Source organism: Chryseolinea sp. H1M3-3 (assembly GCF_029360725.1).
Classification (GTDB): Bacteria; Bacteroidota; Bacteroidia; order Cytophagales; family Cyclobacteriaceae; genus Chryseolinea.
The window spans coordinates 505,385-531,733 of the sequence record NZ_JARKMY010000010.1 but is presented as its reverse complement, the minus strand read 5'-3'; the positions used below and the strand labels follow the sequence as shown (position 1 = coordinate 531,733).

Genomic DNA, 26,349 nt, shown 5'->3' with positions numbered 1-26,349 from the left:
AACCTAATCTACCAGCCGAAATTGAGGATCTTTACAATCAGGAAAAAATCAAATCAATTGATTCGATCCGAACTGACTTAAATCCATTTTATTTGCCGTTGGAAAAACTTAAGAACAACATTGACCAAATACGTGGATGAACTGGTGCAAGCAAAAATTCTTACGCCAAAAAAGGAAGGCATTGATGTACTTTATTTAAACGATGATTTGATCCGGATTTTGCAGAGGTAACGATATTGCATATGAAAATCCAATATTGCCCAGATTTACATCTGGAATTCCCAGTCAACAAAAAATACCTCAAGTCAAACCTAATAAAGCCAGAGGGAGAAATCCTTTGGCTTGCTGGTGATATCAATTTGTTTACTGAGATCGAAAAAGAAAACGATTTCTTCGATTTTCTTTCCGACAATTTTGAAAACGCTTATGGGATCCCGGTCGTCCATAAAAAATCGGTTACCTAGCCACGCTCAAGATTATCAAGCAAGGCTGGTACACGTTATGAATCCTTATCGACAACCGCTTCTACTTGCGCTCACCTCCTTCTTTTTTTCATGTAATTCTGATGGCGACCAAGTTATTTGTAGACCGGTGACTGTAAAATTTCCTGCCTATACCGAGACGTATGTGTACGACGAGTCGAATCGGATCGGTAGCATTTTGTACGACGTGCCCGACGCAGGAATCCGGACCGGCGAATTGGAGTATAATGAAAAGGGCAAACTTGTTCGCCTGTTATTGTTCGACTTCAATTCTCCTCCCACGTGGTACCTCAAGTGCGAATTGATTTATGATAAAAAGGGGAACCTGCAAAAATCATATTGGGTGCAAAATCCTCCGACCGGCGCGGCAGATACCACCTTTTTTTATCATGATGAAAACCAGCGGCTCGTTAAAATTCAAGGCAACGGAGATGGTAAACGATATGAATATGATGGTAACGGCAATGTGATAAAAATCTTTAGGATCTTTGAGAGTGAAGAAATTCTCTACACAGAAAATATTTCATACGACAACAAACTAAAATATGACGGTAATGTCCCCGAACTTGAAACACTGAATGTGTACATGAATGGTTACCTGCCGGGGTTAAATAATCTAGTCACAGCAACTATCCATGACGATTTTCCAGGTTATCCGAAAGTGAATCCTCAAGACGTCGCTTATACGTTAGACTATAATGAAGACGGTTTAATTACCAGTTGTCTGCCTCATAATATTATTCTATATGATGTTTCGCATTTTGAGCAAATTACATATAGTTGTGAATAGCCTTTTGTTCTCTGGAACGCCACTGGTGATATTTTGAATATCCCCCATCCCATGAGATAGTACGGAACTGGGATCGTTCCTGCTTCATCAAGCCAACGCCATTCGAAAAAACCTGTCACTTGAATCAAACAGCGTTGCCCATTCTTGATGGCGTCACGGAACGAAGTTAGGTAAGGGTTCTTCCGAATTGAATTCTTTAAAGTGCTTTCTGTACAATCCATGGCTGTCTATACGTTGCTGATAGCTGAGGCACTCTGATCACCAGGATGAATTCCTTTTTGGAAAACAAACAAAAGAAATCGGCAACGCTGGTGCTGGATCATTCCATGTGATGAACCCCTTTTCAAGGGCGCGTTGATAAATCTCTGTTCGCTTGAATTTCTTACATGAGGTTGTCCATGTCACACAAGTCGCATTATATTACGCATCAAATTGTGTTAGATTGAAACCCTCGCCTGTTGTTTTTGCTGCCATTATTGGTAGCCTGTTTTTCTGCCAGGTTGTTTATGGACAGTTCGTTCCCTATTCGCAATACAACAACGTACAGCTATTAACCAACCCTGCTTTTCCGTCATTGACCAAGTACACCCAGGTCACAGTTCATTATCGCAAATCACGTGTTGGTAATTATGATTTACCTTCAGTTTCATTCATGCACCCATTTTATCGTAGATCCGATGGCTTGCAATATGGCGGAGTTGGTGTCAATGTAATCAGTCAACATGCCGGTCCCGGTGGAATATATAAAGTCACAGGGGCCAGCGGTGTCTTTGCCTATGTCATCCATCTGAGCAGAAAGCATCATGTAGGAGCCGGTATTGCGGCTGGTGTGATCAATAAAAGAATCGATGTATCGGGGATCACCACCGATAGTCAATATAACTTAGGTACTTATGACCCCTCGCTTAGTAATGGCGAGACCTTTCAGTTAAGTTCAGTGACAAGACCGGTTATCAACGCGGGCCTTCGCTGGGTACTTACCGGGTTCAACAACCAGGAAAAAGCTTCGTTTGGCATAGGCGCGTACAACATGAACAAGCCTGCATTCGATCTGTTTGCGAACTCGCCAGCTGATGATATGACGTACATTGCAGCCGGGGAGATAGCTTTGGTTACACGCGGACGTTTTACACTTTCCCCTACGTTTCGGTACGTCTGGCAAGGAACGTCCATCGCCAATATAGGTAGCCGTATAAGTTACCGGGTTAATAATGATAATGAACTGAGCACCGGTGTATGGTACAAAACCACCGGGGGACTCGTGTTTTCCGCGCAATACAATGCCAAGCGCTATATCATAAGTGCCTCGACAGATTTATCGATAGCTTCCGGTCGGGATGCCAACATCAATAATGCATTGGAGATAGGGTTGGGATGGCGCATGAAGCGCAAAGTGGAATTGAAACCTCGCAACACTGCTGTCGGTGGAGAAACCATCCGTGAGCCCAAAGCGGCGAAGTCATCTCCGACACGCGTCTCCCGCAATGCTCCACCTTTTGCACATTACAACAGTACTGATAGTTCCAGGGTGGAGTCAGAAGAAGTTGAATCTCTCCCCGATACACCCGCTATCTATTTTGATGTTGTGAGCGCAGAAGTACCAACCGATCGAACACCATTTCTTGAAGATCTTGCATCCGCACTAAAACGTGATCCGAAATTAAAACTCAAGATCGCAGGACACCGGAGTACAGAGGAGGATCAATCGGTCAATAAACAGATCTCATATAAACGGGCAAAAGCCGTGGCGAAAATATTGATCGACTACGAAGTATCGGAAGGTCAACTCAAAGTCATTGATATGGGTGTTCGCAAGCCGGTGGGCTCCAACCGTACTAAAGCTGGACGTCAAAAGAATCGCAGAGTAGACTTTGAATGGATTAAGAATTAAATGGTAGATGCGATGCACATGAGATTAGCCATTAACCATTTTATCCAAGGTTTTCGTCTTTGCGTGTTAGCGATTCTTTTCGTGGCACCCGCTATCGTCCTGGCAGCAGATGTTACGGGCACTTCGCCTGGTGCCAATGCACAGCAAGTTGCCATTTCTTCCAACATTACTGTAACGTTTGATGCTGCTATTTCCGCTGCAGTTGTCACTACCGCCAATTTCAAGGTCAATGGTGCGCAATCCGGTGCAATTTTCGGTACACTGACAGGAGGAAATACCAATACCATTACCTTCAATCCCACCGGTGATTTCAAAGCGGGGGAAGTAGTTACGGTAACGCTCACGCCAGGCTTAGGCCTAGCGTTAGGCTATGCATGGCAATTTACTGTAGCTTCATCTTCCAACACGCCGGCTTTTGTAACCATCCCTTCGCTCTCAACAACTGCCACTACGGCCCATGCCATTTATCCTGCAGATTTGAATGGTGACGCTGATGTCGACATACTCTCGGCTGCGCCACAAGTTAACTTGGTTAATTGGTACGAAAATGATGGCTCACCTGTGCTCACCGCCAATAAGATCACACCATCCGCGGCGGTGGACATTCCTGTATCGCTCCATGCGGGAGACCTCGATAATGATGGTGACACGGATGTAGTAGTTGCATCCCATGGAAACAGCAGGATCGTCTGGTTTGAAAATAACGGTGCAGCCGAATTCACACCTCGTACGCTTGAGTCGGGGGAACAGGTCAGATCACTGCACATGGCAGACATAGACAGCGATGGCGACATGGACGTAATAGCAGCTTGTCAAAGCTTCAATAAAATTCTTGTTTACGAAAACAATGGTGCGCAGGTATTTACACCGCGTACTGTGGTAACAGGCCTTTCGATGCCAAATACAGTGTATGCTGCAGACGTGGATGGTGACCATGATATCGATATCGTCGCGTCCTCCTATAACAACAGCACCTTTAGCGAGAATAAGATCTCCTGGTTTGAGAACCAGCAATCTTCGGGGTTCGTCACGCACAACATTAGCACAGCGGTAACGTATCCTTATTCGGTTTATGCTACAGATATGGACCGCGATGGTGATATGGATGTTCTTTCCGTCTCAAGCTCTAGTGGTGAAATGTTCTGGCACGAAAACAATGGATCACAGGTATTCACGAATCGCAAGATCATCGCCAGCGGTGCCAATGCCGAATCTGTTTATGCTGCGGATATCGATGGCGATGGCGACATGGACGTGCTCACAGCCACACTTGGCACAAAAAAGGTTTGGTGGTATGAAAACAATGGCGCGCAGGTTTTTACACAGCGTGCTGTATCAACTGGTGCCGATGGTGTTATGTCGATCTACGCTGCAGACGTCGATAGCGATGGCGATATGGATATCATGACAGCGTCCCTCAATGATCATAGGGTGGCGTGGTACCCCAACAACATGCCTCCTGTCATTGCAGGGGCCGTGGCAAATCAGAATACTAACGACTATTCTACCATCGCTCTTTTTTCAACTATTACCGTAAGCGATCGCGATGCCGGGCAAAAGCTTGCCATCAGCGTTCAGCTCGATCTGGCTGCGAAAGGAAACTTTACGGCAGCTTCTTTGACCGCTTCCGGATTCATAAACGCGGGCTCTGGAAAGTATACTTTCACCGGTACCGCAGCAGCTGCTCAGGCAGCACTTCGTCTCCTCGTATTTGCTCCCACGACAGGTCGTATGCCTGTCGGTAACAATGAAACAGTACAGTTCACCATTACCGCTAATGATGCTATCAGTCCGGCAGCAACTAATAACATCACTACGGTTATCGTCACCGCTGCTTCATCGCCAGCGGCGAATGTTGCTCCGTCATTTACAAAAGGCCCTGACATCGAAGTAAACGAAGATGCATCGGCTCAAACGCCGATAGCGTGGGCCAAAGACATATCCGCAGGTCCCGCCAGTGAGTCAGGCCAAATACTGAATTTTCTACTTAGCAATGACAACAATACGCTATTCACTAGCCAACCCGTTATTGACGCGTTAGGTACACTCAGTTTCCAGCCATCGGCGAACAGTAGCGGAACTGCTACCGTAACCGTTGTATTAAAGGATAATGGAGGTACAGCCAACGGTGGTGTTGATCAAAGCATCGCCACAACTTTTGTAATTACCGTCAATCCTGTCAATGATGCCCCGTCATTTACAAAGACCTCCGATATTGAAGCGAACGAAGACGCATTAGCTCAAACATTCGTAGCTTGGGCCAAAGACATATCTGCAGGTCCCGCCAGCGAGTCGGGTCAAATACTGAATTTTCTACTTAGCAATGACAACAATACACTATTCATTAGCCAGCCTGCCATTGATGCCTTAGGGACACTCACCTTCCAATCCGCAGCTAATGCCAATGGAACAGCTACCGTTACCGTTGTATTGAAGGATAATGGAGGTACAGCCAATGGCGGTGTTGATCAAAGCATCGCCGCAACATTTGTCATTACCATCAACCCGGTTAATGATGCACCTCTTATCGATCCATTGAACAATGTATCCATTGTTGCCGGTAATACTCCAGCCACAATTACGTTGACAGGACTCCATCCCGGCCCGGGAGAAAATAGTCAGAAATTGACGATAACACCGTCTTCAGGCACGCCGTCATTACTTGACAATCCGTCGGCTACGCTAAATGATAATGGCACCGCTACCCTCGTAATCGTGCCAACCCCCGGCAACTTGGGAATAGTCACAATCACCGTGGTAGTCCAGGATGATGGCGGTACCGATCAGGATGGCGACGACGAAACAACAATCTCGTTCAATGTATCTATAGTGGAAAGTGACAATCAGCCTGACCCCGACCCCTCATCGCAAACTGTTTTCCTGCCGACGCTTTTTTCACCGAATGGTGATGGCGCTAACGATGTATTTCGCCTTCGCGCCACCGGTATAGCCGATGTACGCTTTTGCTTATACAGTGCAGATGGCCATGAGGTATTTCGCACTACGGACATCACCGAGGCTACAGAAACAGGGTGGAACGGGAAATATCACGGCCGGGACATGCCAACGGGCACATACACATGGACGTTGCACGGACATTTTAATGATGGTAGTCCATTGACAATCGGAAGCCAAGCCTACGGACAGGTCTTGCTGCTACGGTAGTGGCTCACGTTTTCAATATGTCAAGGTTGGGAAGCATACAAAACAAATTAAAACTCAGAATAGTGAAAATGTTTCTGATACTAGCACTGACAATTTCGGCATCGGTATTCGCAAAAGGGCAAGACAAAATTTTTGTCTTTGAGTCTAATCTACCAGCCGAAATTGAAGATCTTTACAATCAGGAAAAAATCAAATCAATTTATTCGATCCGAACTGACTTAAATCCATTTTATTTAAGGGGAGACTTTGATGGAGACAAAATACAAGACTACGCCCTAGGTATAGTTGAAAGAAAGACAGAGAAGAAGGGGATGTTAATTTATCACGCAGGAACAAAAACTCATTACATCATTGGAGCCGGCAAGCCATTAAGCAATGGAAAGGGAAGAGACAATTATAACTGGATGGACGCCTGGAAAGTTTATGTAGACAAAGAGGTAGAAATGGGCGTTGGCGAAACAAAGAAGATCACCTTAAAGGGAGAAGCAATTTTAACGATTAAATTAGAGTCATCAAGCGGCATAGTTTATTGGACGGGAAAGGAATACAGGTGGTATCAGCAAGGCGACTAACTGCGCCGAGGCTAAGCCGGCTTGATAAAAATATGAATAGTCATGGCAGTAGATAATCAACACGTATTAGACATCATCGAAGTAATGGAAGCTTTCCTCGAAAGAAAGCGGCCACCAGAACATATTCGTCCGAAACTAGATATTGGATATAAGATAGAAGGCCAAAGTATTATCGTCCATGAGATTCGTCCACTTTGGAATGATGCTTCAAAGATCATTTATCCTGAAGTAGCGAAGGCTACGTTTGTGAAAGCCAAAAATCACTGGAAGGTATTTTGGCTTCGGGCGAATTTGAAATGGTACCCATACGATCCTCAACCAACAGTTAAGACACTTAAAGAGTTTGTAAAAATCATCGAAGAGGACAAACATGGGTGTTTTGGGGGGTAGCCGTAGAATGAAAGTCCAATATTGCTGAGACTTACACCCGGCCAACAAAAATACCTCAAGGCAATTCCAATAAAACCCGAGGGAGAAATCATTCCGTTTGTTGAGATTGAAAAAGAAAAGGAGTTTTTAAATTTTCTCTCCCGCAGCTTTAAACACAAATATTTAGATTCCTGGAAATCATGGATAATATCGTTCATACATCGCAGAAAGAACAGGAACACTGCACGGGATGAGAACCAATGATCCTATTGAACAATATTACACTCTAACGCAAGGGTGTTAAGATCGTGCGCGTTCATTTCGTAAAAACAGCTCCAAATAGATTAAAAAAGAAGTCTATACCATCTATTCAATAAATCTATTGAATAGTTGAAACGATTGTTTTACCTTTGCCGTTGGTATGACAATCAAACTATTCGTATGAACAAACGGGAATTCAAAGACAAAGTGTATGACGAATTGGCCAAGATCACTAAAGCTATGGCTAATCCGCATCGTTTGGAGATCATCGAGCTTCTCGCGCAAGGAGATTATTCCGTTGAACAGATCGCTATTCAAACAAACCTTTCCGTGGCAAATGCCTCTCAACACCTTCAAGTATTGAAGACAGCGCAGTTAGTCGACGTTGCCCGAAACGGAAACTTCATTCATTACAGACTTGCCGATCCAAATGTTTTCAAAGCATGGAAAGCCTTAAGGGAATTGGGCGTCGAGCGAATCGCCTCAATTGACAAACTCGTGAAAGATTTCCGAAAATCTAAATTCACGTTAGAGTCGGTCACCATCGATGAATTGATTCAAAAAATCGAATCCGGAAAAATTACAATTCTGGATGTACGCCCGGAGACGGAGTATAGCAAGGGTCATATCGCCAATGCTATTTCTATTCCATTTGACGAATTATCTGAGAGATTGAAAGAGCTACCCAAGCGCAATGAAATAATTGCGTACTGCCGGGGACCATTTTGTGTTTTTGCAGACGAGGCTGTTGCCATGCTAGCAAAGGCTGGATACAAAGCAAAGCGGCTTGAAGAAGGATTTCCCGATTGGGCTGTGATGGGATTGCCAGTTGAATCAAATTAATCCGATGCGCGATGAAAGACAATAAACTCATGAGCACGGAAGAATTGCAAAAGAAGCTGGAGAGGAAGGAGCCTGTATTCATTTTGGATGTCAGGCCCGTTGAGCAAAGAAATGAATGGCGCATCGGCGAAAGCACGCATGTTGATGCATACAAGCGATTGAACGCTGGTGATAATACCGTGCTGGATGAAGTTGATATTCCCAAAGATTCAACGGTAGTCACGGTTTGCGCGGCGGGCCGAACAAGTTTGATTGCTTCCGAAGCACTTCGGGAAAAGGGTTTTCAAGCCTATTCACTAGAGGGAGGAATGAAGGCCTGGAACTACGCATGGAATACAGCTGAGTTTAATTTTCAAGATGGATTAAAAGTAATTCAGGTGCGACGAACTGCAAAAGGTGTCCTGTCTTATATCGTGGGCTCAGCTAACGAAGCAATTGTTATCGATGCCTGCCTAAATCCTGAAATTTATTTAAAACTATCAAAGGAAAATGGATGGAGTATCAAGTATGTCCTAGATACACATATTCATGCTGATTTTGTGTCAAGGTCCCGTGAGCTTGCAAGGGCAGGCGGCGCAACTCACTTATTGATTGACAAAGCAAAGGCTGAGTTTGAATTTAATCCGGCTGCGTCTGGGGATATCGTTAGGTTTGGAACGGCGTCGCTCCAATTCATTCATACACCTGGCCATACGTGGGAAAGCACCACGTTTAAATTAAATGATCTTGCGATTTTTACAGGTGATACGCTTTTTATCGATGGAATTGGGAGACCGGATTTAAAAGCTGATCAGCATGAAGCAATGCAAAAAGCTAAAAGTCTTTATCACTCCTTAAAACAACTTCTTTCCTTACCTTCTTCCATTCTTGTTCTTCCGGCGCATACCGCTAAGACTGTTTTGTTCGATGGGAGAATTATTGGAGAACCTCTTGCCAACGTAAAGAAGTCTGTCCATGTTTCTGAGTTAAGTGAATCACAATTCGTGGAGTATGCTTCATCCAAAATTCCACCGACACCTCCAAACTATCAGCTCATTGCAGGCTTAAATGTAAGCGGTTCTTATGATGGGTATGAACTATCCGACCTGGAAGCAGGTGGAAATCATTGTGCAATTGCTTAACCCATTACTATGCAGCCGGATTTATTTGAAGAGAAACAGTATAATGAAGAATCCATATTCCTTCCCGAAAATTTACTACGGGAAGCAAGGAGGCAAAAAAATATGAGCGAGTGCAATGTGCCCAAGGTCTGCATTCTTGATCCCGATGGAGATATCGTTCGTTATCTAAAAAAACATCTGGCACAATTGAATACCTGCTGGGCGTGTTATCACAGCGAGCTTTATAATGCAAAGTATAAAGATCTTGAGTTCGGAATTATTGGTTGTGCTGTTGGTGCTTCTTATGCCGTGCTACTTGCTGAACAACTATTTGTGTCAGGTTGTGAATTGGTGATAAGCGTGACATCTGCTGGTAAAATAAATGACGCGGTAATATCGGATTACGTTCTTATAAAAAATACGTTGAGGGACGAAGGAACGAGCTATCATTATTTACCGAAAGGACAAGAGTCAGTGATAAGTCCTCATCTCCTCGCCAAACTACAGCCACTACTTTCCGACAAATCGTTATCCGTACAAATAGGAAAAAGTTGGACTACTGATGCCCCATATCGTGAAACCGCATCCGCTATTTCAGAAGCAAAATCTCTTGGTGCCGATGCAGTCGAAATGGAAGCGTCGGCCTTGTACGCCTTTAGTAAAGCAAGATCTAAACCTGTTGTTTGTTATGCGCACCTGACGAATTCTATGGCGCAACAAAACGGTGATTTTGAAAAAGGATTAGAGAATGGAAGCTTAACATCGCTTGAGTTGATTTATCAAACTGCCAAAAAGATAACAGGATGAACACGCCTTCTATTCAACTTGGCTTAAAAGAAAATTGGAAACAATTCTCGATACTCGTTTTTGTAAACGCATTCGTGGGTGGAATGGTCGGGTTGGAAAGAACGATCATTCCTCAAATTGCTGAAGCAGATTTTGGTATGGCAGCAAAGACTGCTATACTTTCGTTCATCGTCGTGTTTGGAATAACTAAGGCGATTACAAATTACTATACAGGTATTCTTGCGACTAAATTCGGCCGCAAAAGACTCTTGGTTGTCGGATGGTTATTTGCTTTACCGGTACCGGTCATGTTGATGGAAGCGACCAGTTGGAACTGGATCATTGCTGCCAATATTCTTTTGGGCATCAACCAGGGATTAGCGTGGTCCAGTACCGTTGTGATGAAAATCGATTTGGTGGGAGAAAAGAACAGAGGCTTCGCCATGGGCTTGAATGAGTTCGCTGGATACATTGCATTAGCTGTGATTGCGTATGTTACTGGGTGGATTGCGCATGAATACGGATTAAGACCTTATCCTTTTTATGTTGGGATTGGATTGGCAATTGTCGGATTAACGTTAAGCGTATTTTTTGTAAAGGATACGGATAAACACGTGCTGCTTGAATCTACCACCAGGACTGTTCCTAAACTTAAAAATGTTTTTTGGGAGACCACCTGGAAGCACAAAGATCTGGGTTCTGTTACTCAGGCAGGGTTGGTCAATAACCTGAATGATGGAATGGTTTGGGGATTGTTCCCGTTATTGTTAGCATCCAAAGGTTTTAATCTGAATGAAATTGGAATCATCGTTGCAACCTATCCTGCGGTCTGGGGAATGGGCCAGCTTTTTACAGGCTCCCTTGCTGATAAGTATTGTAAAAGGACTTTACTCTTTTGGGGAATGTTCCTCCAAGGTTTTGCATTGGTGGCGATGATCTGGGCTAACTCTTTTCTCTTTTTTATTGTTTTATCGGCTTTACTCGGTGTTGGTACCGCGATAGTTTATCCAACTTTTTTGGCAGCAGTATCAGATTATACACATCCTCATCAACGTCCGCAGAGTATTGGCATATTCCGTTTATGGCGGGATCTCGGTTACGCCATTGGGGCTATCCTTACCGGATTAATTGCAGATCAATTTGGATTGATAGCTCCTGTTCTTAGCATTGGTTTACTGACGATTGCTTCGTCGGTCATCGTCCAGTATAGAATGGGTTGCTCAAAGAAAACTTTTGAATCTAAAAGGCTAGGGTTTTCAATTTAACGTTGTGCTCATTAGACCAAACGTTAGAATAGTTTAATAAAAATAGGGATTGACGCTTAAGGTCAGCGCTCGCTGGCACTGAATTCTTTCTGCTTAGCTACAATATCATTGAATAATGAACAAAATTGGTTTAATACGTTGACGACGTCATAGATGTTCTGACGTCGTCCTCGTACAATAAAATCAATCCCTGACTTTGTAAGTAAATACGCGCTACAACTTCCTTCGCCGCTCACTCTCGTCAATCATCATGGTAAGGTCGGCAGCAGGACGAATTTCCCAACAGCCCTTCTCGCGCAGGAGTCGAACTGAAGGATGGTTCGACAATAAGCGAATGGCATGATTAAGGTCGGTGGCTTCCAGTATCATGATACCACCTATTTGTTCTTTGGTTTCTGCGAAGGGACCGTCAGTCACGGAGACGTTGCCGTTACGCCAACTTATTGTGGTGGCATTTTGAGAGCCTTGCAGCGCTTCACCGCCTACAAAGTGACCGTTCTTTCTCAGTTCGTCATCGTAAGCGAAGCACTCATCCATCATGGCTTTTTGTTCGTCTTCGCTAGCTGATCCCCATGCTTTTTCATTAATATATCCAAGGCAAATGTATTTCATAGTTTTTTTATTTTTGTTTGCTTGATTGACTTTCGATTCTGTTTTCCATACTACTCAAACTTAATTGAAGTGTTTAAGGTCATTAAATAGGAGGTAAGACACCTGATCTTTCCGCCGGTCATTTCAAAGACATCGCAAAATACCGCATCAAGGACGTTTCCATTTTTCATCTTTCCTTGAACAGCGCCTTCCGCAATGACAATATCGTTTTCTTCGACGAATCTTTTAATTTGAATTGTCGGACTCCCTACAAAATTTTCATTTTCAATTTCTTTGTCAAATGCCTCTTTACCACGGTGCATATACACGCCTGGCATTTTCCAGACAACATCATCCGTAAGGCAATCAAGGATCATTTGATGATCACTTTTGCGAAATCCCTCCATATATTTCTCGACGGTTTTTTTATTTTCTGTCATGCTTGATTTAGATTCTTTTGATTAATACTTGCGTTAAGATTTTTTTACGAATGTTAGAACGGCACCGCCAGTTGAAAGCTGTTGCGCTGAGACAAGGGATAAATTCCTTGAAGATATTCCCTGTTTGAACAGCGGTCTGCCACTGCCCAAAATAACCGGCGCGATTCCAATGCGATATTCATCAAAAAGGTCATCGTTGATAAATGTGGTAGAAAGGTCCGCGCTTCCAAATACATACATATCCCTCCCGCCCTGAGCTTTCAGCCTCGAAATTTCGGCGGACGCATTCTTATTAATAAGCGTCGTATTGTTCCACCCGATAGCTCTCAAGTCATCTTCTTTCAATGTTTTCGAAAAAACAAGTTTAGGAATGCTATTCATTAGTTTGGCAATTTCCGCATTTTCACTTTCCGCGTTTTTCCAGTATGCAGCCATCCCTTCATAAGTTACCCGGCCGAACACTAGAAAGTCAGCAGAATGTAGCTGCTCACGACTAAGTTTCTCAAGTTCCGGTCCCCAGATTGTATTGTGAAAGGATAAGTCCCAGTTTTTTTCTCCTTCAAAATAGCCGTCCAGCGTGGTAACATTCCACATGATCAGTTTTCTCATATCAGTTGTTTTTAGTTTTGTTTAATTGTCAGTCTTCACCAGGTAGTCGAACAGCAGACGACAAAATCGACAAACAATCTTAAATTTTTTTTTAACACCGAATTACGGCCCCAGTTCTTGGAGCTTTCGTTCGATAAACCGACGTTCCGGGTCTTGTTGGGTAAGGGAAAGCGCACGTTCCCATGATATCCGTGCTTCGCCAGTCCTGCCCGCTCTCCGGCACAATTCCGCCCGTGCCGAGTAAGCCAAGGGATAATCTTTTAATTCTCCACGTTCCAGAATCGCCTCGATATGGAGCAACCCTGCCTCGGGACCCTTGTGCATGGCTATGGCTACAGCGCGGTTTAATTCAATAACGGGTGAAGGATTTATGCGCAGCAACAAGGTATAGAGTCCTGCTATCTGAGCCCAGTCAGTGGCTTCGGCATTCTTTGCTTCGGCGTGCAGCGCTGCGATAGCTGCCTGCAGCGTGTACAGACCTGGTGGTTTGGATAAAAAGGCTTGCTCTACAAGCGACGTTCCCTCTGCTATCATATCTCGATTCCAAAGTGAGCGGTCCTGATCTTCCAAAAGAATAAGATCTCCGGCCGCCGTGGTACGGGCAGGCCGCCGCGATTCGTGTAGGAGCATCAGGCCCAATAATCCGGTAACCTCAGGGCTAGGCAGCAAATCATGCAGAAGACGGCCGAGTCGAATCGCTTCGCTTGAAAGGTCAACCCGGGTTACCGTTGCGCCTGACGAGGCATAGTAGCCTTCGTTAAATACAAGGTAAATTACCTGGAGTACAGTCCCAAGCCGGTCTGGCAGCTCATGTTGTTGCGGGACTTCGAAAGGAATTTTTGTTTCACGAATTTTCGCCTTTCCACGAACAATCCGCTGTGCAATAGTGGATGACGTGGCAAGAAACGCGCTGGCGATCTCTTCGGTGGTCAGATTGCATACCTCACGCAACGTCATCGCTGTGCGCGTATCAAGTGCGAGTGCCGGGTGGCAGCAGGTGAAGATCAGCCGAAGCACGTCATCTTCAATCTCTTTATCAATCTGTTTCGAAGGATCGGCCGTATCAGCCTCCATTTGCCGGACTTGCTGTATCTGTAATGGATTAAATTTTGATTGACGCCGAATACGGTCAATGGCCTTAAAGCGACCGGTGGAAATAAGCCAAGCCCTTGGGCTGGAGGGAATGCCGTTTTCGGTCCATTGCTCAAGCGCTGCCTTGAAGGCATCATGCAAAGCATCTTCGGCACTGTCGAAGTCTCCAAGCAATCGGATCAGGGTTGCAAAAACAGGGCGCGACTCTTTTTGGTAGATGTCACTCAAAAGTTGACGAATATATTCTGGAGAGTTTTGCATGGTCGTCTGTTAGATGCTGTGTTTTAAACGCGGTGAAAATCTACATCAAAATATCTAATGTCAAATAGTTAAATACCAATGACTGATTTGTCTGTGAGTTTTATTCATGAATGATTATCGGCACATATTTCGGCTTATGTCGAAATGGTTGGAAGGATGTCATAACGATTCATTGCCCGCTAATTTGACCCAGCTTTGCTTTAGATGTGACGAGGAATTTTAAGCTCACAAGGTTGTCAAATAAAAAATTCTTCTGTTTTATTCAAGTGTGTTCGTTCCCTGTCCTAGTTTTTTCGTCATCGATTTGAATGCCGATGAATTAATATCCAAGTTTCGGGTAGTAATACTTATGGCTAGTATACTGACAGTATAGGCAAGGTTTATTCATGGTTTAGGCAGTGTCAGGTTCGGCGATGAAACCTGAAATATTGTCAGTTATCAAAAAAAAGTAAAAATATTTAAATAAAAATCAGACCGAAAGTTGGTTGCGGTCTGCCCGCCTACTTTTGAAATATCAATTCAACGATAACACCGCGGGTTGTCTGAGAGGCGATAGTAGTTTAATTAATGTTTAACCTTTAAAATTTATTTATTTATGGCTCTTATTAAAGAAAATGACTTGACCGAAGGCATGAGCGGCAAGTTTGGAAAGAAAATCGTGTTCCGTGTAGTCCACGGCGTTACACTGGCATCAAGAAGGTTGACGGCCCCAAGGGTTCAGACAGAAAAGCAATTAGCGCATCAGGTACGCTTTCAACGGGCAGCCGAATATGCGAAAGCTAAGATGCAGGATCCCGTAGCGAAGCAGGAGTACAAAGAGATGGCCGGTAACGGCGCCTTTGCTAATCCTTTTGCGGCGGCGCTGGGTGACTACATGACCCGTCCGAAAGTGCTTGACGTAAACGTATCTGGATTTACGGGTGTGGCTGGAAGCACGATCCTGGTGTTGGTGTCAGACAATGCAAAGACCATCAGGATGAAGATCGACATCCAAAACGCTGATGGTGTATTGATCGAGTCTGGCGAAGCGTCGCTCAAGGCTGGTGACACCGAATGGAAGTACGTCACCACGCAAGCGCTTGCATCGTTGACAGGAGTGAAGATCGTCGTTACGGCGATCGACCGTCCGGGCAACGAGACCATCTTCGAGAAATTACTGGCGTAATGCTCGAGGGTTCACTTCACAGACAACAGCAACAGTCCTTCGAAGCCTTTCCACAAAATAGTTTGAAGGCATTATCAAAGCGCACTGGATCGCTGTCCCTGCAATGAAGCTATTAACGTGATCGCTAACTTAAAAGAAACGACATGAACAACAACTAAGAAAACCAGCCGGTGAGTCTTCGAGGAAGAATGCACCAGGCACACCGTTGAAAGCAGTAAAGTACACACTGCTGCCAGCGCAACATTCGGAAATTTTAACACCATTAACATGAGTCAATATGACTACGGCGTCGGGCATGCATAACATGACTGACGCCTTTCTTTATAGCCGAAGTTTTGATACCATTACCTTCCTAATGGTATTGCATTGACACCGTCTGAGCTAAGCCCATGTCGAATATGTCTTATTATAGTTTTAGTAGGTAATCAATCCGTACGCCCACCTACTTTCGAAATGGCAGATCTGGTAGACCCGGTCTACACGCCATTTATTTGGACACCTCCGAACCAAAGCAAGTAACACCAGCAACAAAGGACAGTCGAATCAATTGAAGGCCAACGGTAAGCCCATGCGGGTGGCCTAGAAGATTGTCGTGTAATTACATTTCAGCAGCCGCCTGCATATGCCTGAACAAAAACGATAGTTTATCCAATTCCTTCACAATGGTCGCCGCTATATTTTCACTGCTGATTTCAACGGCGTCCGGAGTATAATTTTTGCCTATGATAAAATCATAATATAGCCACTGATCAGCTTTTGTAAATTCCCATAGGGCGTCTTCTGTCGGAAAAGCGTCTATATTTTTCCGTTCGCACGCCACTTCAATCCAATAACCGCCACCTAAACCACTAAGGAGTGCAAAAGTTTGTTTCCGGTATTCAACGTCGTTCATCCTTCGCTTAAAATATTCACGATCGACTCGTCCTTTCCGGGGACTTCCAGCCAAAAAGTAAATACCCATATCCATTTGGCTGAGCATGATTTGTACATGCATCTGATCACCGAATGTGGTTGCTTCGTCACGATTTTTTAACGCTGTCTTAATGCTATAAGCCAACCACATGCTGCGCAGTTGGCTATCATCATGATGAGCCGGATCAAAGCTGCTGACGGTGGAGTTCGGATCTGTCGCATGAAATCCTAATTTCTGCAGGTCATTCTTAATCAGCTCATGAAGTGCTTTAAATTTGTTTTGCACGCTCACCCGCTCGGCATAAAGTTCAGGTGTAGTAAAGTGAGCTTTGCTGCTGCTGAAGGCGAGATAATCTTCTTTTTTGAAGTACTGTTGCTTCAACTTCATTTGATCCCAGCTAAAACCGGCTGTCGTGAGCGCGATGAATTGCTTCTTTTCCAGGCGTGATGCATGGTGTCTTTGCTTCATTACAGGGTAACGCAATTCATATTCTGCAATAAGCGTTTCCGTAAGAGGCTGTGCGAATTCGTAATAGCCGATAAACCATGATTTAAGATTTTCAATTTCTTTTGCGTCGCTGATCTTGTAAAAAAGTTCTTCACTGTCTTTAATACCTTCTAGGGTGAAGTGGCCCGACCCCACAAAAGCAACGGACTTCCGATACGGCAAGTCGAAGATGTACACATTAGCGTGAAAGTCGTTGCGCGTGTAAATGTTCAGCGTAATGCGCCCCTGATAGTTGCGCCAGATCCTTTGTAGTACACCAGGCGAAGTAGGCATCTCCAGTCCTGTCACAATTTCCATTTTTGTTTTGGTTGGAATTCGGGTTCGGATGAAGTCGAATCCGGCTTCCGAGATAGCTGCAGTAGCAATGTAACAATGTTCTACCTGCTGGAGCAGCTTTTCGTTAATGAAGGGTACAGCGAGTTTTTTAGTGATCATGAAACAAAGCACGTTAATTGACTTTCTAGCCGCAAATTACAAACCGGCGAGGATCGTATAACGTCCTTCTCAAGTTTTATAACGAATGATTTTGAATTCTATCCGCACATTGTCTCCAGGGGGAAGAAGGGCCAGGCGTACCGTTAAAAGCAGTAAAGTACACACTGACCCTATTCCGAGATTACGGACGAAATACTCGAGCACACTTCACAGAGAACAGGAACAGTTCTTCACATTCAATCCGGTAAAAAATTTCGGGCCTCTGTCCTGTTTTGTTCAATACCAAGAATAGATCTTAACATGCACGTGCCTCATCGGCTTGCCTTGAGAATGAAAGAAGAAGAATCAATTCAAATGGAACCAGCCTAAAGATTTTGTTAGCACGATGCTAGCAACCGCCACCAAGTAATTTCAAAATTCTTTTCACAGGACCGTCTTCTTTCCTGACCGCCTCAATTACAAGATGATCTCCGGGTGCTGCATATCTTAAAACCTCCGATATATCAATTTTAGTCTGCTGCGGATCCGATCTTTCCTTACCAGGGATCAGAACAATATTTCCATTTCTTCTCAAGTACACATGAAAAGGAATTTGCGTTGTTTGCCCGGTTATAGCTGCTCCTTTAGTCACTGTCAGTTCGCCTTGTGATTGCAGGTTGAATTCGCCGTAGTCTAAAGACTTGCCGTTTAACATAAGAGGATTGCCTGAAAATATTCCCTTTTCATACCCAGTACTAACGTATTCATTGTCTTGCATCACTTCCTTTGCGCGTTCTTTCTTTATTTCCTCCGCTAACGCTGTCTTGACTATCATATCGTTATTGAACTTCAGTATCGCATTCATATTAACAAAATCCTGGGCAAGTGTCCGGGAACCAATAATTGACGTTAGAAGCATCAATAGGGCAGTCGTTTTTTTTAAATGTTTCATAAAAAAGTTACTTTGGTTTGTGTACCCAAACGTACGCATCGAGGGTTGGGCCAATTGTAAATAGTTTGTAAAAAGAATTGTAAATGCGCGTAAATTTTTTCCGTACAGTCTTCAGAGCACCGAGATTTAAGCTTTTCGCTGCAATTGTCATCTCGCTTTGTGCTATTTTATTTTTGACCGCTTTCATTACGGATAGGTCAGAGGGCGAGATATATTCCAAGCGAGTCAATATAGCGGTGCGTGCTATCGGGCATGATTTGCTTCTTCGCGCTGGTGACTCAACATCCGTGATTCCTCCGGTTATCGAAAAAGCCAAAGGTGTATTCCTGCTAAAATTTGAAAACGAATTTGTATTTCATCCCGACATCTTAGTGCCAATTGTCCAGCAGTTTCTTGCCAAAACAGGACTATCCAGGTACACTGTTACCGTTTATAAATGTCATAACCCAGCTATTGTTTATGGATTTGAAATCAATCCTCCCCATAACAGTATTAAATCTTGTCAAGGCAGGAGTCAACCGAAAGCTTGCTATAACATTGAAATTGCTTTTGCGGATTTTCCTGACCCCACGGTTCTTAATTCACAAATTGCGCTGATGATCAGTGGTATCATATCAGTGTTGGCCGTTGTATTGATCAGCACCAGCCTTCAGTCTAAAAAATCAATGCCATCAGCGGAGCAGAATGTTTCAATTCAAAATGAAAGCAATCCGGTTCTTACAATAGGAAGATTTGAATTTGACACCACCCACCAGCGTTTGAGAATAGGCGAAGAAGCAATTTCATTGACAGATAAGGAGTGCAGAATACTGACATTACTCAATAGAAATATCGGGCGACTCACGTTGCGCGACGAACTTATCCAGGAAGTATGGACCGATGACGGTGTTATCACTGGTCGCAGCCTTGACATGTTCATCTCAAAGCTTAGAAAAAAATTAAGCGCCGATCCTGATCTTCGCATAACCAATATTCACGGTAAAGGCTACAAACTTGAGATCGTAGATAACGCAGGTGCAGCGTGATCTAACTTTTGTTGAAAAAAATTTGTTCTGCCCAGCGCGAATACAAAGGTAATATACAAGCATGACAACCCTTGGGCTAGTCCAGACATGTTTCAATTAGGGAAGGCTCATCCGTCCGGAATCAACATATCAATTATACGAGTGTTGCAGAAGTGTCAGATTGTTTACTAAACATCGTTATTTCTGATACTCAATTTTGGTCACACGCCAGGCAAACTCCCCAGCCTCTGTTTTCACCACTGCTTCATCACCCACTTCTTTCTTCATCAGCGCACGCGCCATTGGGGAATCGATAGAAATGTAATCTTTGGTATCAAAAATCTCATCATAGCCCACGATGCGGAAGCGTTTGTGATCGCCTTTTACATTTTCAATTTCTACCCACGCGCCAAACAATACTTTACCTTCCTGGAAGGGTGAATAATTCACCACTTTCAAATCATCAATACACTTGCGTAAATAAAGCACGCGCCGGTCAATTTCACGCAGACGCTTTTTATTGTAATGATAATCTGCATTTTCAGAGCGATCCCCAAGGCTTGCGGCCCACGATACTTTTTGTGTGGTCTCTGGCCGTTCAACACGCCACAGATGATCCAACTCAGCTTTTAACTTTTCTAAACCTTCTGGGGTAATTAAGGGCGTTTTCATAGTTGCTTAATCACGGAGCAATGCATGATCCGACTTTTTACGCTTATACAGTGTTCCATAAATTTTAATGCCGTGAATTATACATTTTATCCCATTCGTCAAAGAAAACATTAATCCGTAATAAAGAAAAGCGAAACAGCTTCATGGAGATAGAATTGGTCGATCAAGATTTTTTGCCGCTGCCTCAGCCACGAAAATGATTTCTTTATTCGATAAAACGAAGTTTTGATTGTCTCCTTCTTAATCAAATTGGCCATCAGGGAAAGGTTGGAAATCTTGGTAGCCGTTATACAAATATGTCATGTAAGTTTTAGCCTTAAATAGCTAAGCGCCTCGTCGAAAAAGCCAACGACTTCGTCGAAGGAGTTCGTAAGTTGTAAGCTCTTATTGGTTCATAGTGCACTAACAAGCTTCACGAAAGGGCACAATTTTGACCTTAAAATTTCAATGGTATGAAACTGAAAATCACCTTTGCTCAACACCTGCTGGCTATATTGATATTAACGGCTTTTTCAGGGCACGCGCAGCAAAAACTCCCGCCGGCATGGTCAGCAAAATTTAAAACAACCATTAACTGGCAGCGCGTTCATTCATTGGGCTATATTATTGTGAGTACTAACGATGGGTTATATGGTGTCAATCCTAATGATGGCAAAATTCTTTGGGAGAATAAATCCTTTCCAGCATTAAGTCCAGCCACTTTTGAAGAAGTTCAGGGAACGGAATTTGTCACCATTGCTTATAAAGCCAACAGTAGTTCGACGATTCCGATGCAAGCCATTGTGGAAGTTACCAATGGTAAGACCTTGTTCGACTCTCAGAAGGAAAGCATTGGTGTTTTAAGCCGCCATGTACTTCCTTCCGCCGGAAAATTACTGGTGATTGGCATGCGCCCTAAGAATCTCGTCGCTTCACTTTTTATGTACGATATTGCCACGGGACAGCAAGTGTGGGCCAATGACGATCTGTTTAAAGCAGAAGCTGCTGGAAAAGGCATCTTAGGCAAACTTCAAAAGATGGGTGACGAACTGAGCAGTCTGCAAGCGCTTACAAGCGAGCCTTACGAACTGGACCAAAATAGTTTGTTACTGACGCATCCGAATTATGTAATTAGAATTAATTCATCCAACGGTCAGGTTACTTGGAAAAATAAAATTGAGCCTTCAAAGCATGCACAAATTCATTTTTCACCGTATCGAAAGGGTGTTGTCTATATAGGCACCGACATTGAATCAAACACCGGTTCCGGGTTCACCACAACAAACAGCAGTGAAAGCGGCCCGCAGAAATTTTACTACAATCTATATTATGCCTATGATGTAAACACAGGCGCTCCAGTGTGGAAGCAACCTGCGAGAGAGAACGACCTCTTAAACCAGGTTATCCCTCACGAAAAAGGATTGATCATCTGTCCCCGCTCGTCTCAAAAACCGACCATCAATCTCGTAAGCTATGAAACTGGCGAAACTACCTGGGGAAAAAAAGGGAAGGGTATAAAGGCTGAAGGGAGTGTAGTAAGCTATATTGAAACAAAACAAGGTATCCTTATTACAACCGCCTTCGACAATGCATGGAACAATAAGGCTGAAGAATATTTCCTAAATATACTGGATCCAAATACCGGCACGCTGAAGTATCCTAAACCGGTAAAACTCAAAGGCGACCTGATTAAAAGTGAGCTCACGCCGAAAGGATTATTATTTACAACCACAAAAGAAGTAAACATTTTAGACACCAATACAGGAAGCCTGCTTTGGGCAAATTCAATAGAAGCCGGTAATCCTTTTAACAGCGACGTACCCCGACCTTTCCCTACCGGCGATAACGGAACAGGAAAAATGTTTGTTTATTCCCCAAAGGAGAAGTCCTTGTTTGAAGTAGATAAACAAGCAGGAACATCAAGACAAATTACAACAGCAAAAATCGAATTTGAAGGTAAGGAAATGCCCTCGTCAATCGACATTGTCACAGATGGTATTATCATGATGTCTGAGCAGAACATAATGAAATTTGGATCCGACGGCTCAGTTAAATACCACAAATACTATGCTGCACCGCGCGAACCTGCACTTATGCGGGCGCTGCTTGCCGCACAAGCCATCCGCGCAGCATATATCGGTAGCGTGGCAGGCGTTTATTCTGCGGCATTTGCCCAGGCATCCCAGCAATCAAATGACCCAGCCGGCAAAGCTGTCGGACAAGAATTTTCGAGAGGGTTTGGCGAGCTGAGCAACGCAGGCTTTGCATATTCTGCAAACGCCATGAAGCAATTCAATGCGCGCTATAAAGCGTCATTATCAACGCCAACTTTTATGATGATGATGACGAAGCAGGAGAAAAAAGGAAATCAGCTCGTCCAGATAAATAAAAGCAACGGTGAGATTGTGAATGCAATTGATATTAAAAATGATAAGGAGCCCGAATACGAAGTGGATCAGATTTATAACTACGTTTACTACCGTACAGGTCCCAATGAACTTGTTTGTTATAAGCTAAAATAGTCTTACCGGAACAACGACGGCGACGTATCTTCACAGGCCTGAAAGGCCGTCATCAATAGCGCAGGCCTTTAGGCCTGCGGTAAAAAAAGCAACAGGCGCCATCAAGCCCTTGAAGGGCGGAATGAAAGGTTGTCCAGAACCAAATTCTTATGCAAGGCCGTACCAAGCACGAAGGACTTTTTTGGTTCACAAAAAAATCACGTTGATTAATCGCAGGCCTGAGGCAGTTTGGTAAAAAACGTGCATTGTATATCGCAGGCCTGAAAGGCCGTCATCACTAGCGCAGGACTTTAGGCCTGCGGAAAAAAAAGCAACAAGCGCCATCAAGCCCTGAAGGGGCGGAATGAAATGTTGCCCAGAATCAAATTCTTTGTCACTTACTTACTTCAGATAACAAAACTGAATCATACCCGCCGATCCTAACCGGTGAAAAATACCTCACAAATTATATTTGTTTAAATTCATGCAATCGACAAATATGAAAGTACTAGGCAAACACTATCGCACGATCTGGATCAACGAAGAAAATGAAGAAGTGATCACTATCATTGATCAACGTCATTTGCCACATCGCTTCATCACGGAAGACTTACATACAGTAAGCGAGATGGTGCATGCAATAAAAGACATGCATGTGAGAGGTGCTGGTCTTATCGGTGCTGCTGCAGGATACGGTATGTACCTGGCTACTATAGAATCCAGGCACAAAAATTCTTTAGAACACATATTGGCATCCGCGGATGCCTTGAAGGCCACGCGACCGACAGCTGTCAATTTGGAATGGGCCGTTAACAAACAATTAGATGCTATCGCGCAGGGAAAAACAGCCAATGAAAAAATTAAAATCGCTCGAAAAATGGCAGAGCATATTGCTCAGGAAGACGCCGAGTATTGCCGACGAATAGGGACGCACGGTGTGGCAATTATTGAAGAGATCAGTAAACGAAAAAATGGAAAGGTGGTCAATATTTTGACTCATTGTAATGCTGGATGGCTGGCCTTTGTTGATTACGGTTCCGCTACTGCACCAATTTATGAAGCATTTGAAAGAGGAATTGATCTTCACGTTTGGGTAGATGAGACGCGTCCTCGCAATCAGGGTGCAAGCTTAACAGCATGGGAGTTGATGAATCAAGGTATCCCTCATACCGTCATTGTAGATAATGCTGGCGGCCACCTGATGCAACATGCCTTGGTGGATATGGTAATCACTGGTGCAGATAGAGTAACCGTTGCCGGAGATGCTGCCAATAAAATTGGCACCTACCTGAAGGCATTGGCAGCGCATGACAATGGAATTCCTTTTTATGTAGCATTGCCGTCGTCTACTTTTGATTGGAGTATACACGATGGTTTGAAAGACATTCATATCGAGGAGAGAAATTCTGATGAAGTAAAATACATGTATGGGTTATGTGATGGCGAGATTAAAAAAGTATTGATAACACCATTAGACAGCCCCGCCGGGAATTATGGATTTGATGTTACCCCAGCCAGGCTTATCAGCGGCTTGATCACAGAACGAGGGATTTGCCGCGCAAGCGAAGAAGATATTACTAAAATGTACGCTGAAAAAGTCAAGCAGATATGAATGAAGAGGGTGTCATTAAATTCAATTGTCAATGGACAAAGTCTGCACCATTAGCAGAAGCATGGATAAGAGATCTGAATGTTTGGCGGGATAAGTTGTACCGCCTGGGTCTTATCGGTGTTAATGAAGAGGGTGTCGGATATGGCAATATCAGCGTTCGGCATAGGAAAAATGAATTTATTATTTCCGGATCTGGAACCGGGAAATTTGAAAAGCTTACGGAAGAGCATTATGCATTAGTAACTGATTATGATGTAGAAAAGAACGCAATCTGCTCAACCGGATCTACAATAGCTTCATCTGAATCCCTTACCCACGCGATGATTTACGAACAGTCAAACGATGCCCATGCCGTGATGCATGTTCATCATTTTAAATTATGGAAGAAACTCTTGAATACCTTGCCTGCCACCGCGCAAAATATTGAATACGGCACACCTGAAATGGCAAAGGAAATAACACGATTGTTTAACGAACAAAACCTTGCTCAACATAAAATATTCGCCATGGCCGGCCATTACGAAGGACTAGTTTGTTTTGGTAATAATCTACCTCAGGCCGGTGAATTGTTATTGAATGAATTTAATAAGATAATGATTTAACCAATCGTCCAAAGACGCTGTATAATTTCTGGTTACTTCACGGCGTTCTTCGTTAACCTTTTGGATTTTCTTCGTTCTTCTTGAATCCATCTTTCCGGATTAAAAAATCATCTGTACAGGCCGTCATCACTAGCGCAGGACTTTCCAGCCTGCGCAAAAAAAAGCAACAACAATGTTAGCTTAAAGGGCTAAATCTCAAAATCACGGAAAGCCTACCTGCGTGTTGACGGTCTATAATCGTCCGGATATGATCATTGATTGAACCTACTATTTTTTTAAACAGAGTAAGAACAAACCTTTTGGTTGAGGTCCCCTAAAAGACAACATGTTAAAGTCTCCTTGATGCTCATAAAAGAATCTCGAAAAGCACCTCTTAATAACAAGCCAAATATTAAGTACATGCGCCCGTAATTGTTGTTAGTAAATCTTGAATCCACCTGCACGGATTTAAATCACCCTGAAATCACAGGCCTGAAGGGCCGTCATCACTAGCGCAGGCCTTTCAGGCCTGCGCAAAAAAAGCAACAACGACATTAGCCCTGAAAGGGCGGAATTTGAAGTTACGGATAGCCTACCCGCCACATCGTTATATGTTTGGCCGATAGTCATCCCAAAGTCAGCTTTTACTTTTTGATCGAGCTTTTACCCTTATTTCTCTCTTTACGATCTGAACTGAATTCAAAAAGATAAATCAACGACATTCGTATGCCTTTATTTCTACCTTTCAGGCTGTCCTGGTAATCAGCAGGAACCATAAATTGTGAACTCTCCGGCGTGCCGATTCGTGTATGTCCGATGTCATACCTGAAATCGATCATTACCTTCTGTCTATTGGCAGGTTCTAGTAATATGCCACCTCCGATGCTCATAGAAAATTGGAGACGTTTGGCATCCTTTATATAGAGTATGTCTGCGTTGTTGTGATCGGGCCTGGTGCCAAAAGCAATCTTGTACTTCAATTCTGAAAGACCGTTTTCTATCAAGTCACCTGACTTAATTACACCTTTTCCACCTAGCCAGTAACTTGTCGTAGGCCCTGCATTGATGTACCATTTGAATTGTCTTTCTTTTGTAAGACTACCTTTGAAGTGCATAGAAAAAAGCACAGGCACATCGATGTGGTTATAGACAACTTTATCCCTCAAGTTAGGATCTATCTTACCTTCAACACGTTTTCCTTTTTGGGAATAAATTAATTCCGTATTGAGAAAATACCGGTCCTTCACTTTGAATGCCAAAACTAATCCCGCATGAAAACCTGTTGTTGGCCGTACCGTTGCCACCGAATTATATTTTGGATCGTCGCCAGCAACCCAGGATAACTGCGGCCCTGCTTTCACTCCTATGCGCATAATCTGCGCGGAAGTTATTTCAACAGATATAAAAACGAGCAGCCCCGCAATACATGTAATCGAGTATATATATTTCATCAACGCTATTGCCGGCAAATTTGCCACCATTGTTTGTGTGCGAAAAGGTCCTCAGATTTTTAACATTAAAGCTTATCATTA

Annotated in this window: 23 protein-coding genes; 15 read left to right on the top strand and 8 right to left on the bottom strand. The window is 43.6% G+C overall.

Going from position 1 to position 26,349, the window contains the following annotated elements; translation table 11 throughout:
• Window positions 1–242: 242 nt before the first annotated feature.
• The 10 genes from P2W71_RS19065 to P2W71_RS19020 all read left to right on the top strand — a co-directional run bounded on the left by P2W71_RS19065 (window position 243) and on the right by P2W71_RS19020 (window position 11,524).
• Window positions 243–464, top strand: coding sequence for a hypothetical protein (locus P2W71_RS19065; protein WP_276372912.1), 222 nt, complete (start codon window positions 243–245; stop codon window positions 462–464).
• Window positions 465–501: 37 nt separating this feature from the next.
• On the top strand, window positions 502–1,272 hold the full coding sequence (locus P2W71_RS19060) for a hypothetical protein (protein WP_276372911.1): 771 nt from the start codon (window positions 502–504) through the stop codon (window positions 1,270–1,272).
• A gap of 442 nt (window positions 1,273–1,714) precedes the next feature.
• The gene (locus P2W71_RS19055; RefSeq protein WP_276372910.1) at window positions 1,715–3,163 is read left to right on the top strand and encodes a PorP/SprF family type IX secretion system membrane protein; all 1,449 of its coding nucleotides are present in this window, start codon (window positions 1,715–1,717) and stop codon (window positions 3,161–3,163) included.
• Window positions 3,164–3,175: 12 nt separating this feature from the next.
• Window positions 3,176–6,328 (top strand): FG-GAP-like repeat-containing protein, encoded by a 3,153-nt coding sequence (locus P2W71_RS19050; protein ID WP_276372909.1) that lies wholly within the window; start codon window positions 3,176–3,178, stop codon window positions 6,326–6,328.
• Between the two features lie 68 nt (window positions 6,329–6,396).
• On the top strand, window positions 6,397–6,900 hold the full coding sequence (locus P2W71_RS19045; protein WP_276372908.1) for a hypothetical protein: 504 nt from the start codon (window positions 6,397–6,399) through the stop codon (window positions 6,898–6,900).
• Between the two features lie 42 nt (window positions 6,901–6,942).
• On the top strand, window positions 6,943–7,290 hold the full coding sequence (locus tag P2W71_RS19040; RefSeq protein ID WP_276372907.1) for a DUF3024 domain-containing protein: 348 nt from the start codon (window positions 6,943–6,945) through the stop codon (window positions 7,288–7,290).
• Between the two features lie 420 nt (window positions 7,291–7,710).
• Window positions 7,711–8,373 carry a metalloregulator ArsR/SmtB family transcription factor gene (locus tag P2W71_RS19035; protein ID WP_276372906.1) on the top strand — a complete coding sequence of 221 codons (663 nt, stop codon included), beginning with the start codon at window positions 7,711–7,713 and terminating at the stop codon, window positions 8,371–8,373.
• Between the two features lie 11 nt (window positions 8,374–8,384).
• Complete coding sequence (locus P2W71_RS19030) at window positions 8,385–9,494, top strand: MBL fold metallo-hydrolase (protein ID WP_276372905.1); 1,110 nt, start codon at window positions 8,385–8,387, stop codon at window positions 9,492–9,494.
• 9 nt (window positions 9,495–9,503) lie between these two features.
• Window positions 9,504–10,280 carry a nucleoside phosphorylase gene (locus P2W71_RS19025; protein ID WP_276372904.1) on the top strand — a complete coding sequence of 259 codons (777 nt, stop codon included), beginning with the start codon at window positions 9,504–9,506 and terminating at the stop codon, window positions 10,278–10,280.
• Complete coding sequence (locus tag P2W71_RS19020; RefSeq protein ID WP_276372903.1) at window positions 10,277–11,524, top strand: MFS transporter; 1,248 nt, start codon at window positions 10,277–10,279, stop codon at window positions 11,522–11,524. Before P2W71_RS19025 ends, P2W71_RS19020 begins: the two co-directional genes overlap by 4 nt.
• 213 nt (window positions 11,525–11,737) lie before the next feature.
• Here the strand turns inward: P2W71_RS19020 and P2W71_RS19015 are convergent, their stop codons facing one another.
• The 4 genes from P2W71_RS19015 to P2W71_RS19000 form a co-directional block, all read right to left on the bottom strand.
• Window positions 11,738–12,136 carry a YciI family protein gene (locus P2W71_RS19015; RefSeq protein WP_276372902.1) on the bottom strand — a complete coding sequence of 133 codons (399 nt, stop codon included), beginning with the start codon at window positions 12,134–12,136 and terminating at the stop codon, window positions 11,738–11,740.
• Between the two features lie 50 nt (window positions 12,137–12,186).
• Complete coding sequence (locus P2W71_RS19010) at window positions 12,187–12,555, bottom strand: nuclear transport factor 2 family protein (protein ID WP_276372901.1); 369 nt, start codon at window positions 12,553–12,555, stop codon at window positions 12,187–12,189.
• Between the two features lie 33 nt (window positions 12,556–12,588).
• Window positions 12,589–13,164: a dihydrofolate reductase family protein gene (locus tag P2W71_RS19005; protein WP_276372900.1), complete on the bottom strand. Its 576-nt coding sequence runs from the start codon at window positions 13,162–13,164 to the stop codon at window positions 12,589–12,591.
• Window positions 13,165–13,266: 102 nt separating this feature from the next.
• A complete protein-coding gene (locus tag P2W71_RS19000) occupies window positions 13,267–14,517 on the bottom strand; it encodes an RNA polymerase sigma factor (RefSeq protein ID WP_276372899.1) in 1,251 nt (416 codons plus the stop codon).
• 595 nt (window positions 14,518–15,112) lie between these two features.
• Here P2W71_RS19000 and P2W71_RS18995 point away from each other — a divergent pair.
• On the top strand, window positions 15,113–15,682 hold the full coding sequence (locus tag P2W71_RS18995) for a hypothetical protein (protein ID WP_276372898.1): 570 nt from the start codon (window positions 15,113–15,115) through the stop codon (window positions 15,680–15,682).
• A gap of 598 nt (window positions 15,683–16,280) precedes the next feature.
• On the opposite strand, the gene P2W71_RS18990 is transcribed toward P2W71_RS18995, so the two are convergent.
• Together P2W71_RS18990 and P2W71_RS18985 are read right to left on the bottom strand one after the other, a co-directional pair.
• Window positions 16,281–17,537 (bottom strand): restriction endonuclease PLD domain-containing protein, encoded by a 1,257-nt coding sequence (locus P2W71_RS18990; protein ID WP_276372897.1) that lies wholly within the window; start codon window positions 17,535–17,537, stop codon window positions 16,281–16,283.
• 388 nt (window positions 17,538–17,925) lie between these two features.
• Window positions 17,926–18,468, bottom strand: coding sequence for a hypothetical protein (locus tag P2W71_RS18985; RefSeq protein ID WP_276372896.1), 543 nt, complete (start codon window positions 18,466–18,468; stop codon window positions 17,926–17,928).
• An 83-nt stretch (window positions 18,469–18,551) separates the two neighbouring features.
• Between P2W71_RS18985 and P2W71_RS18980 the strand changes: the two genes are divergently transcribed.
• Window positions 18,552–19,493, top strand: a complete 942-nt coding sequence (locus P2W71_RS18980) for a winged helix-turn-helix domain-containing protein (RefSeq protein ID WP_276372895.1) — start codon at window positions 18,552–18,554, stop codon at window positions 19,491–19,493.
• A gap of 177 nt (window positions 19,494–19,670) precedes the next feature.
• On the opposite strand, the gene greB is transcribed toward P2W71_RS18980, so the two are convergent.
• Window positions 19,671–20,144, bottom strand: a complete 474-nt coding sequence (gene greB, locus P2W71_RS18975) for a transcription elongation factor GreB (protein WP_276372894.1) — start codon at window positions 20,142–20,144, stop codon at window positions 19,671–19,673.
• A gap of 452 nt (window positions 20,145–20,596) precedes the next feature.
• Between greB and P2W71_RS18970 the strand changes: the two genes are divergently transcribed.
• From P2W71_RS18970 to P2W71_RS18960, 3 genes are all read left to right on the top strand, one after another.
• Window positions 20,597–22,645 carry a PQQ-binding-like beta-propeller repeat protein gene (locus tag P2W71_RS18970; RefSeq protein ID WP_276372893.1) on the top strand — a complete coding sequence of 683 codons (2,049 nt, stop codon included), beginning with the start codon at window positions 20,597–20,599 and terminating at the stop codon, window positions 22,643–22,645.
• 463 nt (window positions 22,646–23,108) lie between these two features.
• On the top strand, window positions 23,109–24,236 hold the full coding sequence (mtnA, locus tag P2W71_RS18965; protein ID WP_276372892.1) for an S-methyl-5-thioribose-1-phosphate isomerase: 1,128 nt from the start codon (window positions 23,109–23,111) through the stop codon (window positions 24,234–24,236).
• Window positions 24,233–24,838, top strand: a complete 606-nt coding sequence (locus P2W71_RS18960; RefSeq protein WP_276372891.1) for a class II aldolase/adducin family protein — start codon at window positions 24,233–24,235, stop codon at window positions 24,836–24,838. The genes mtnA and P2W71_RS18960 overlap by 4 nt, the downstream gene beginning before the upstream one ends.
• Before the next feature lie 623 nt (window positions 24,839–25,461).
• Here the strand turns inward: P2W71_RS18960 and P2W71_RS18955 are convergent.
• Window positions 25,462–26,298 carry a porin family protein gene (locus tag P2W71_RS18955; RefSeq protein ID WP_276372890.1) on the bottom strand — a complete coding sequence of 279 codons (837 nt, stop codon included), beginning with the start codon at window positions 26,296–26,298 and terminating at the stop codon, window positions 25,462–25,464.
• Between the last annotated feature and the right edge of the window lie 51 nt (window positions 26,299–26,349).

What these genes read in the sequence shown, in the direction of transcription:
- P2W71_RS19030 (WP_276372905.1), top strand. Translation starts at nt 8,385, where the DNA reads ATGAAAGACAATAAACTCATGAGCACGGAAGAATTGCAAAAGAAGCTG.
- P2W71_RS19035 (WP_276372906.1), top strand. Translation starts at nt 7,711, where the DNA reads ATGAACAAACGGGAATTCAAAGACAAAGTGTATGACGAATTGGCCAAG.
- P2W71_RS18990 (WP_276372897.1), bottom strand. Translation starts at nt 17,537, where the DNA reads ATGATCACTAAAAAACTCGCTGTACCCTTCATTAACGAAAAGCTGCTC.
- P2W71_RS18980 (WP_276372895.1), top strand. Translation starts at nt 18,552, where the DNA reads ATGCGCGTAAATTTTTTCCGTACAGTCTTCAGAGCACCGAGATTTAAG.
- P2W71_RS18960 (WP_276372891.1), top strand. Translation starts at nt 24,233, where the DNA reads ATGAATGAAGAGGGTGTCATTAAATTCAATTGTCAATGGACAAAGTCT.
- mtnA (WP_276372892.1), top strand. Translation starts at nt 23,109, where the DNA reads ATGCAATCGACAAATATGAAAGTACTAGGCAAACACTATCGCACGATC.
- P2W71_RS19060 (WP_276372911.1), top strand. Translation starts at nt 502, where the DNA reads ATGAATCCTTATCGACAACCGCTTCTACTTGCGCTCACCTCCTTCTTT.
- P2W71_RS18995 (WP_276372898.1), top strand. Translation starts at nt 15,113, where the DNA reads ATGGCTCTTATTAAAGAAAATGACTTGACCGAAGGCATGAGCGGCAAG.
- P2W71_RS19065 (WP_276372912.1), top strand. Translation starts at nt 243, where the DNA reads ATGAAAATCCAATATTGCCCAGATTTACATCTGGAATTCCCAGTCAAC.
- P2W71_RS19050 (WP_276372909.1), top strand. Translation starts at nt 3,176, where the DNA reads ATGCACATGAGATTAGCCATTAACCATTTTATCCAAGGTTTTCGTCTT.
- P2W71_RS19020 (WP_276372903.1), top strand. Translation starts at nt 10,277, where the DNA reads ATGAACACGCCTTCTATTCAACTTGGCTTAAAAGAAAATTGGAAACAA.
- P2W71_RS19010 (WP_276372901.1), bottom strand. Translation starts at nt 12,555, where the DNA reads ATGACAGAAAATAAAAAAACCGTCGAGAAATATATGGAGGGATTTCGC.
- P2W71_RS19005 (WP_276372900.1), bottom strand. Translation starts at nt 13,164, where the DNA reads ATGAGAAAACTGATCATGTGGAATGTTACCACGCTGGACGGCTATTTT.
- P2W71_RS18970 (WP_276372893.1), top strand. Translation starts at nt 20,597, where the DNA reads ATGAAACTGAAAATCACCTTTGCTCAACACCTGCTGGCTATATTGATA.
- P2W71_RS18985 (WP_276372896.1), bottom strand. Translation starts at nt 18,468, where the DNA reads ATGAAACATTTAAAAAAAACGACTGCCCTATTGATGCTTCTAACGTCA.
- P2W71_RS19000 (WP_276372899.1), bottom strand. Translation starts at nt 14,517, where the DNA reads ATGCAAAACTCTCCAGAATATATTCGTCAACTTTTGAGTGACATCTAC.
- P2W71_RS19045 (WP_276372908.1), top strand. Translation starts at nt 6,397, where the DNA reads ATGTTTCTGATACTAGCACTGACAATTTCGGCATCGGTATTCGCAAAA.
- greB (WP_276372894.1), bottom strand. Translation starts at nt 20,144, where the DNA reads ATGAAAACGCCCTTAATTACCCCAGAAGGTTTAGAAAAGTTAAAAGCT.
- P2W71_RS19040 (WP_276372907.1), top strand. Translation starts at nt 6,943, where the DNA reads ATGGCAGTAGATAATCAACACGTATTAGACATCATCGAAGTAATGGAA.
- P2W71_RS18955 (WP_276372890.1), bottom strand. Translation starts at nt 26,298, where the DNA reads ATGGTGGCAAATTTGCCGGCAATAGCGTTGATGAAATATATATACTCG.
- P2W71_RS19015 (WP_276372902.1), bottom strand. Translation starts at nt 12,136, where the DNA reads ATGAAATACATTTGCCTTGGATATATTAATGAAAAAGCATGGGGATCA.
- P2W71_RS19025 (WP_276372904.1), top strand. Translation starts at nt 9,504, where the DNA reads ATGCAGCCGGATTTATTTGAAGAGAAACAGTATAATGAAGAATCCATA.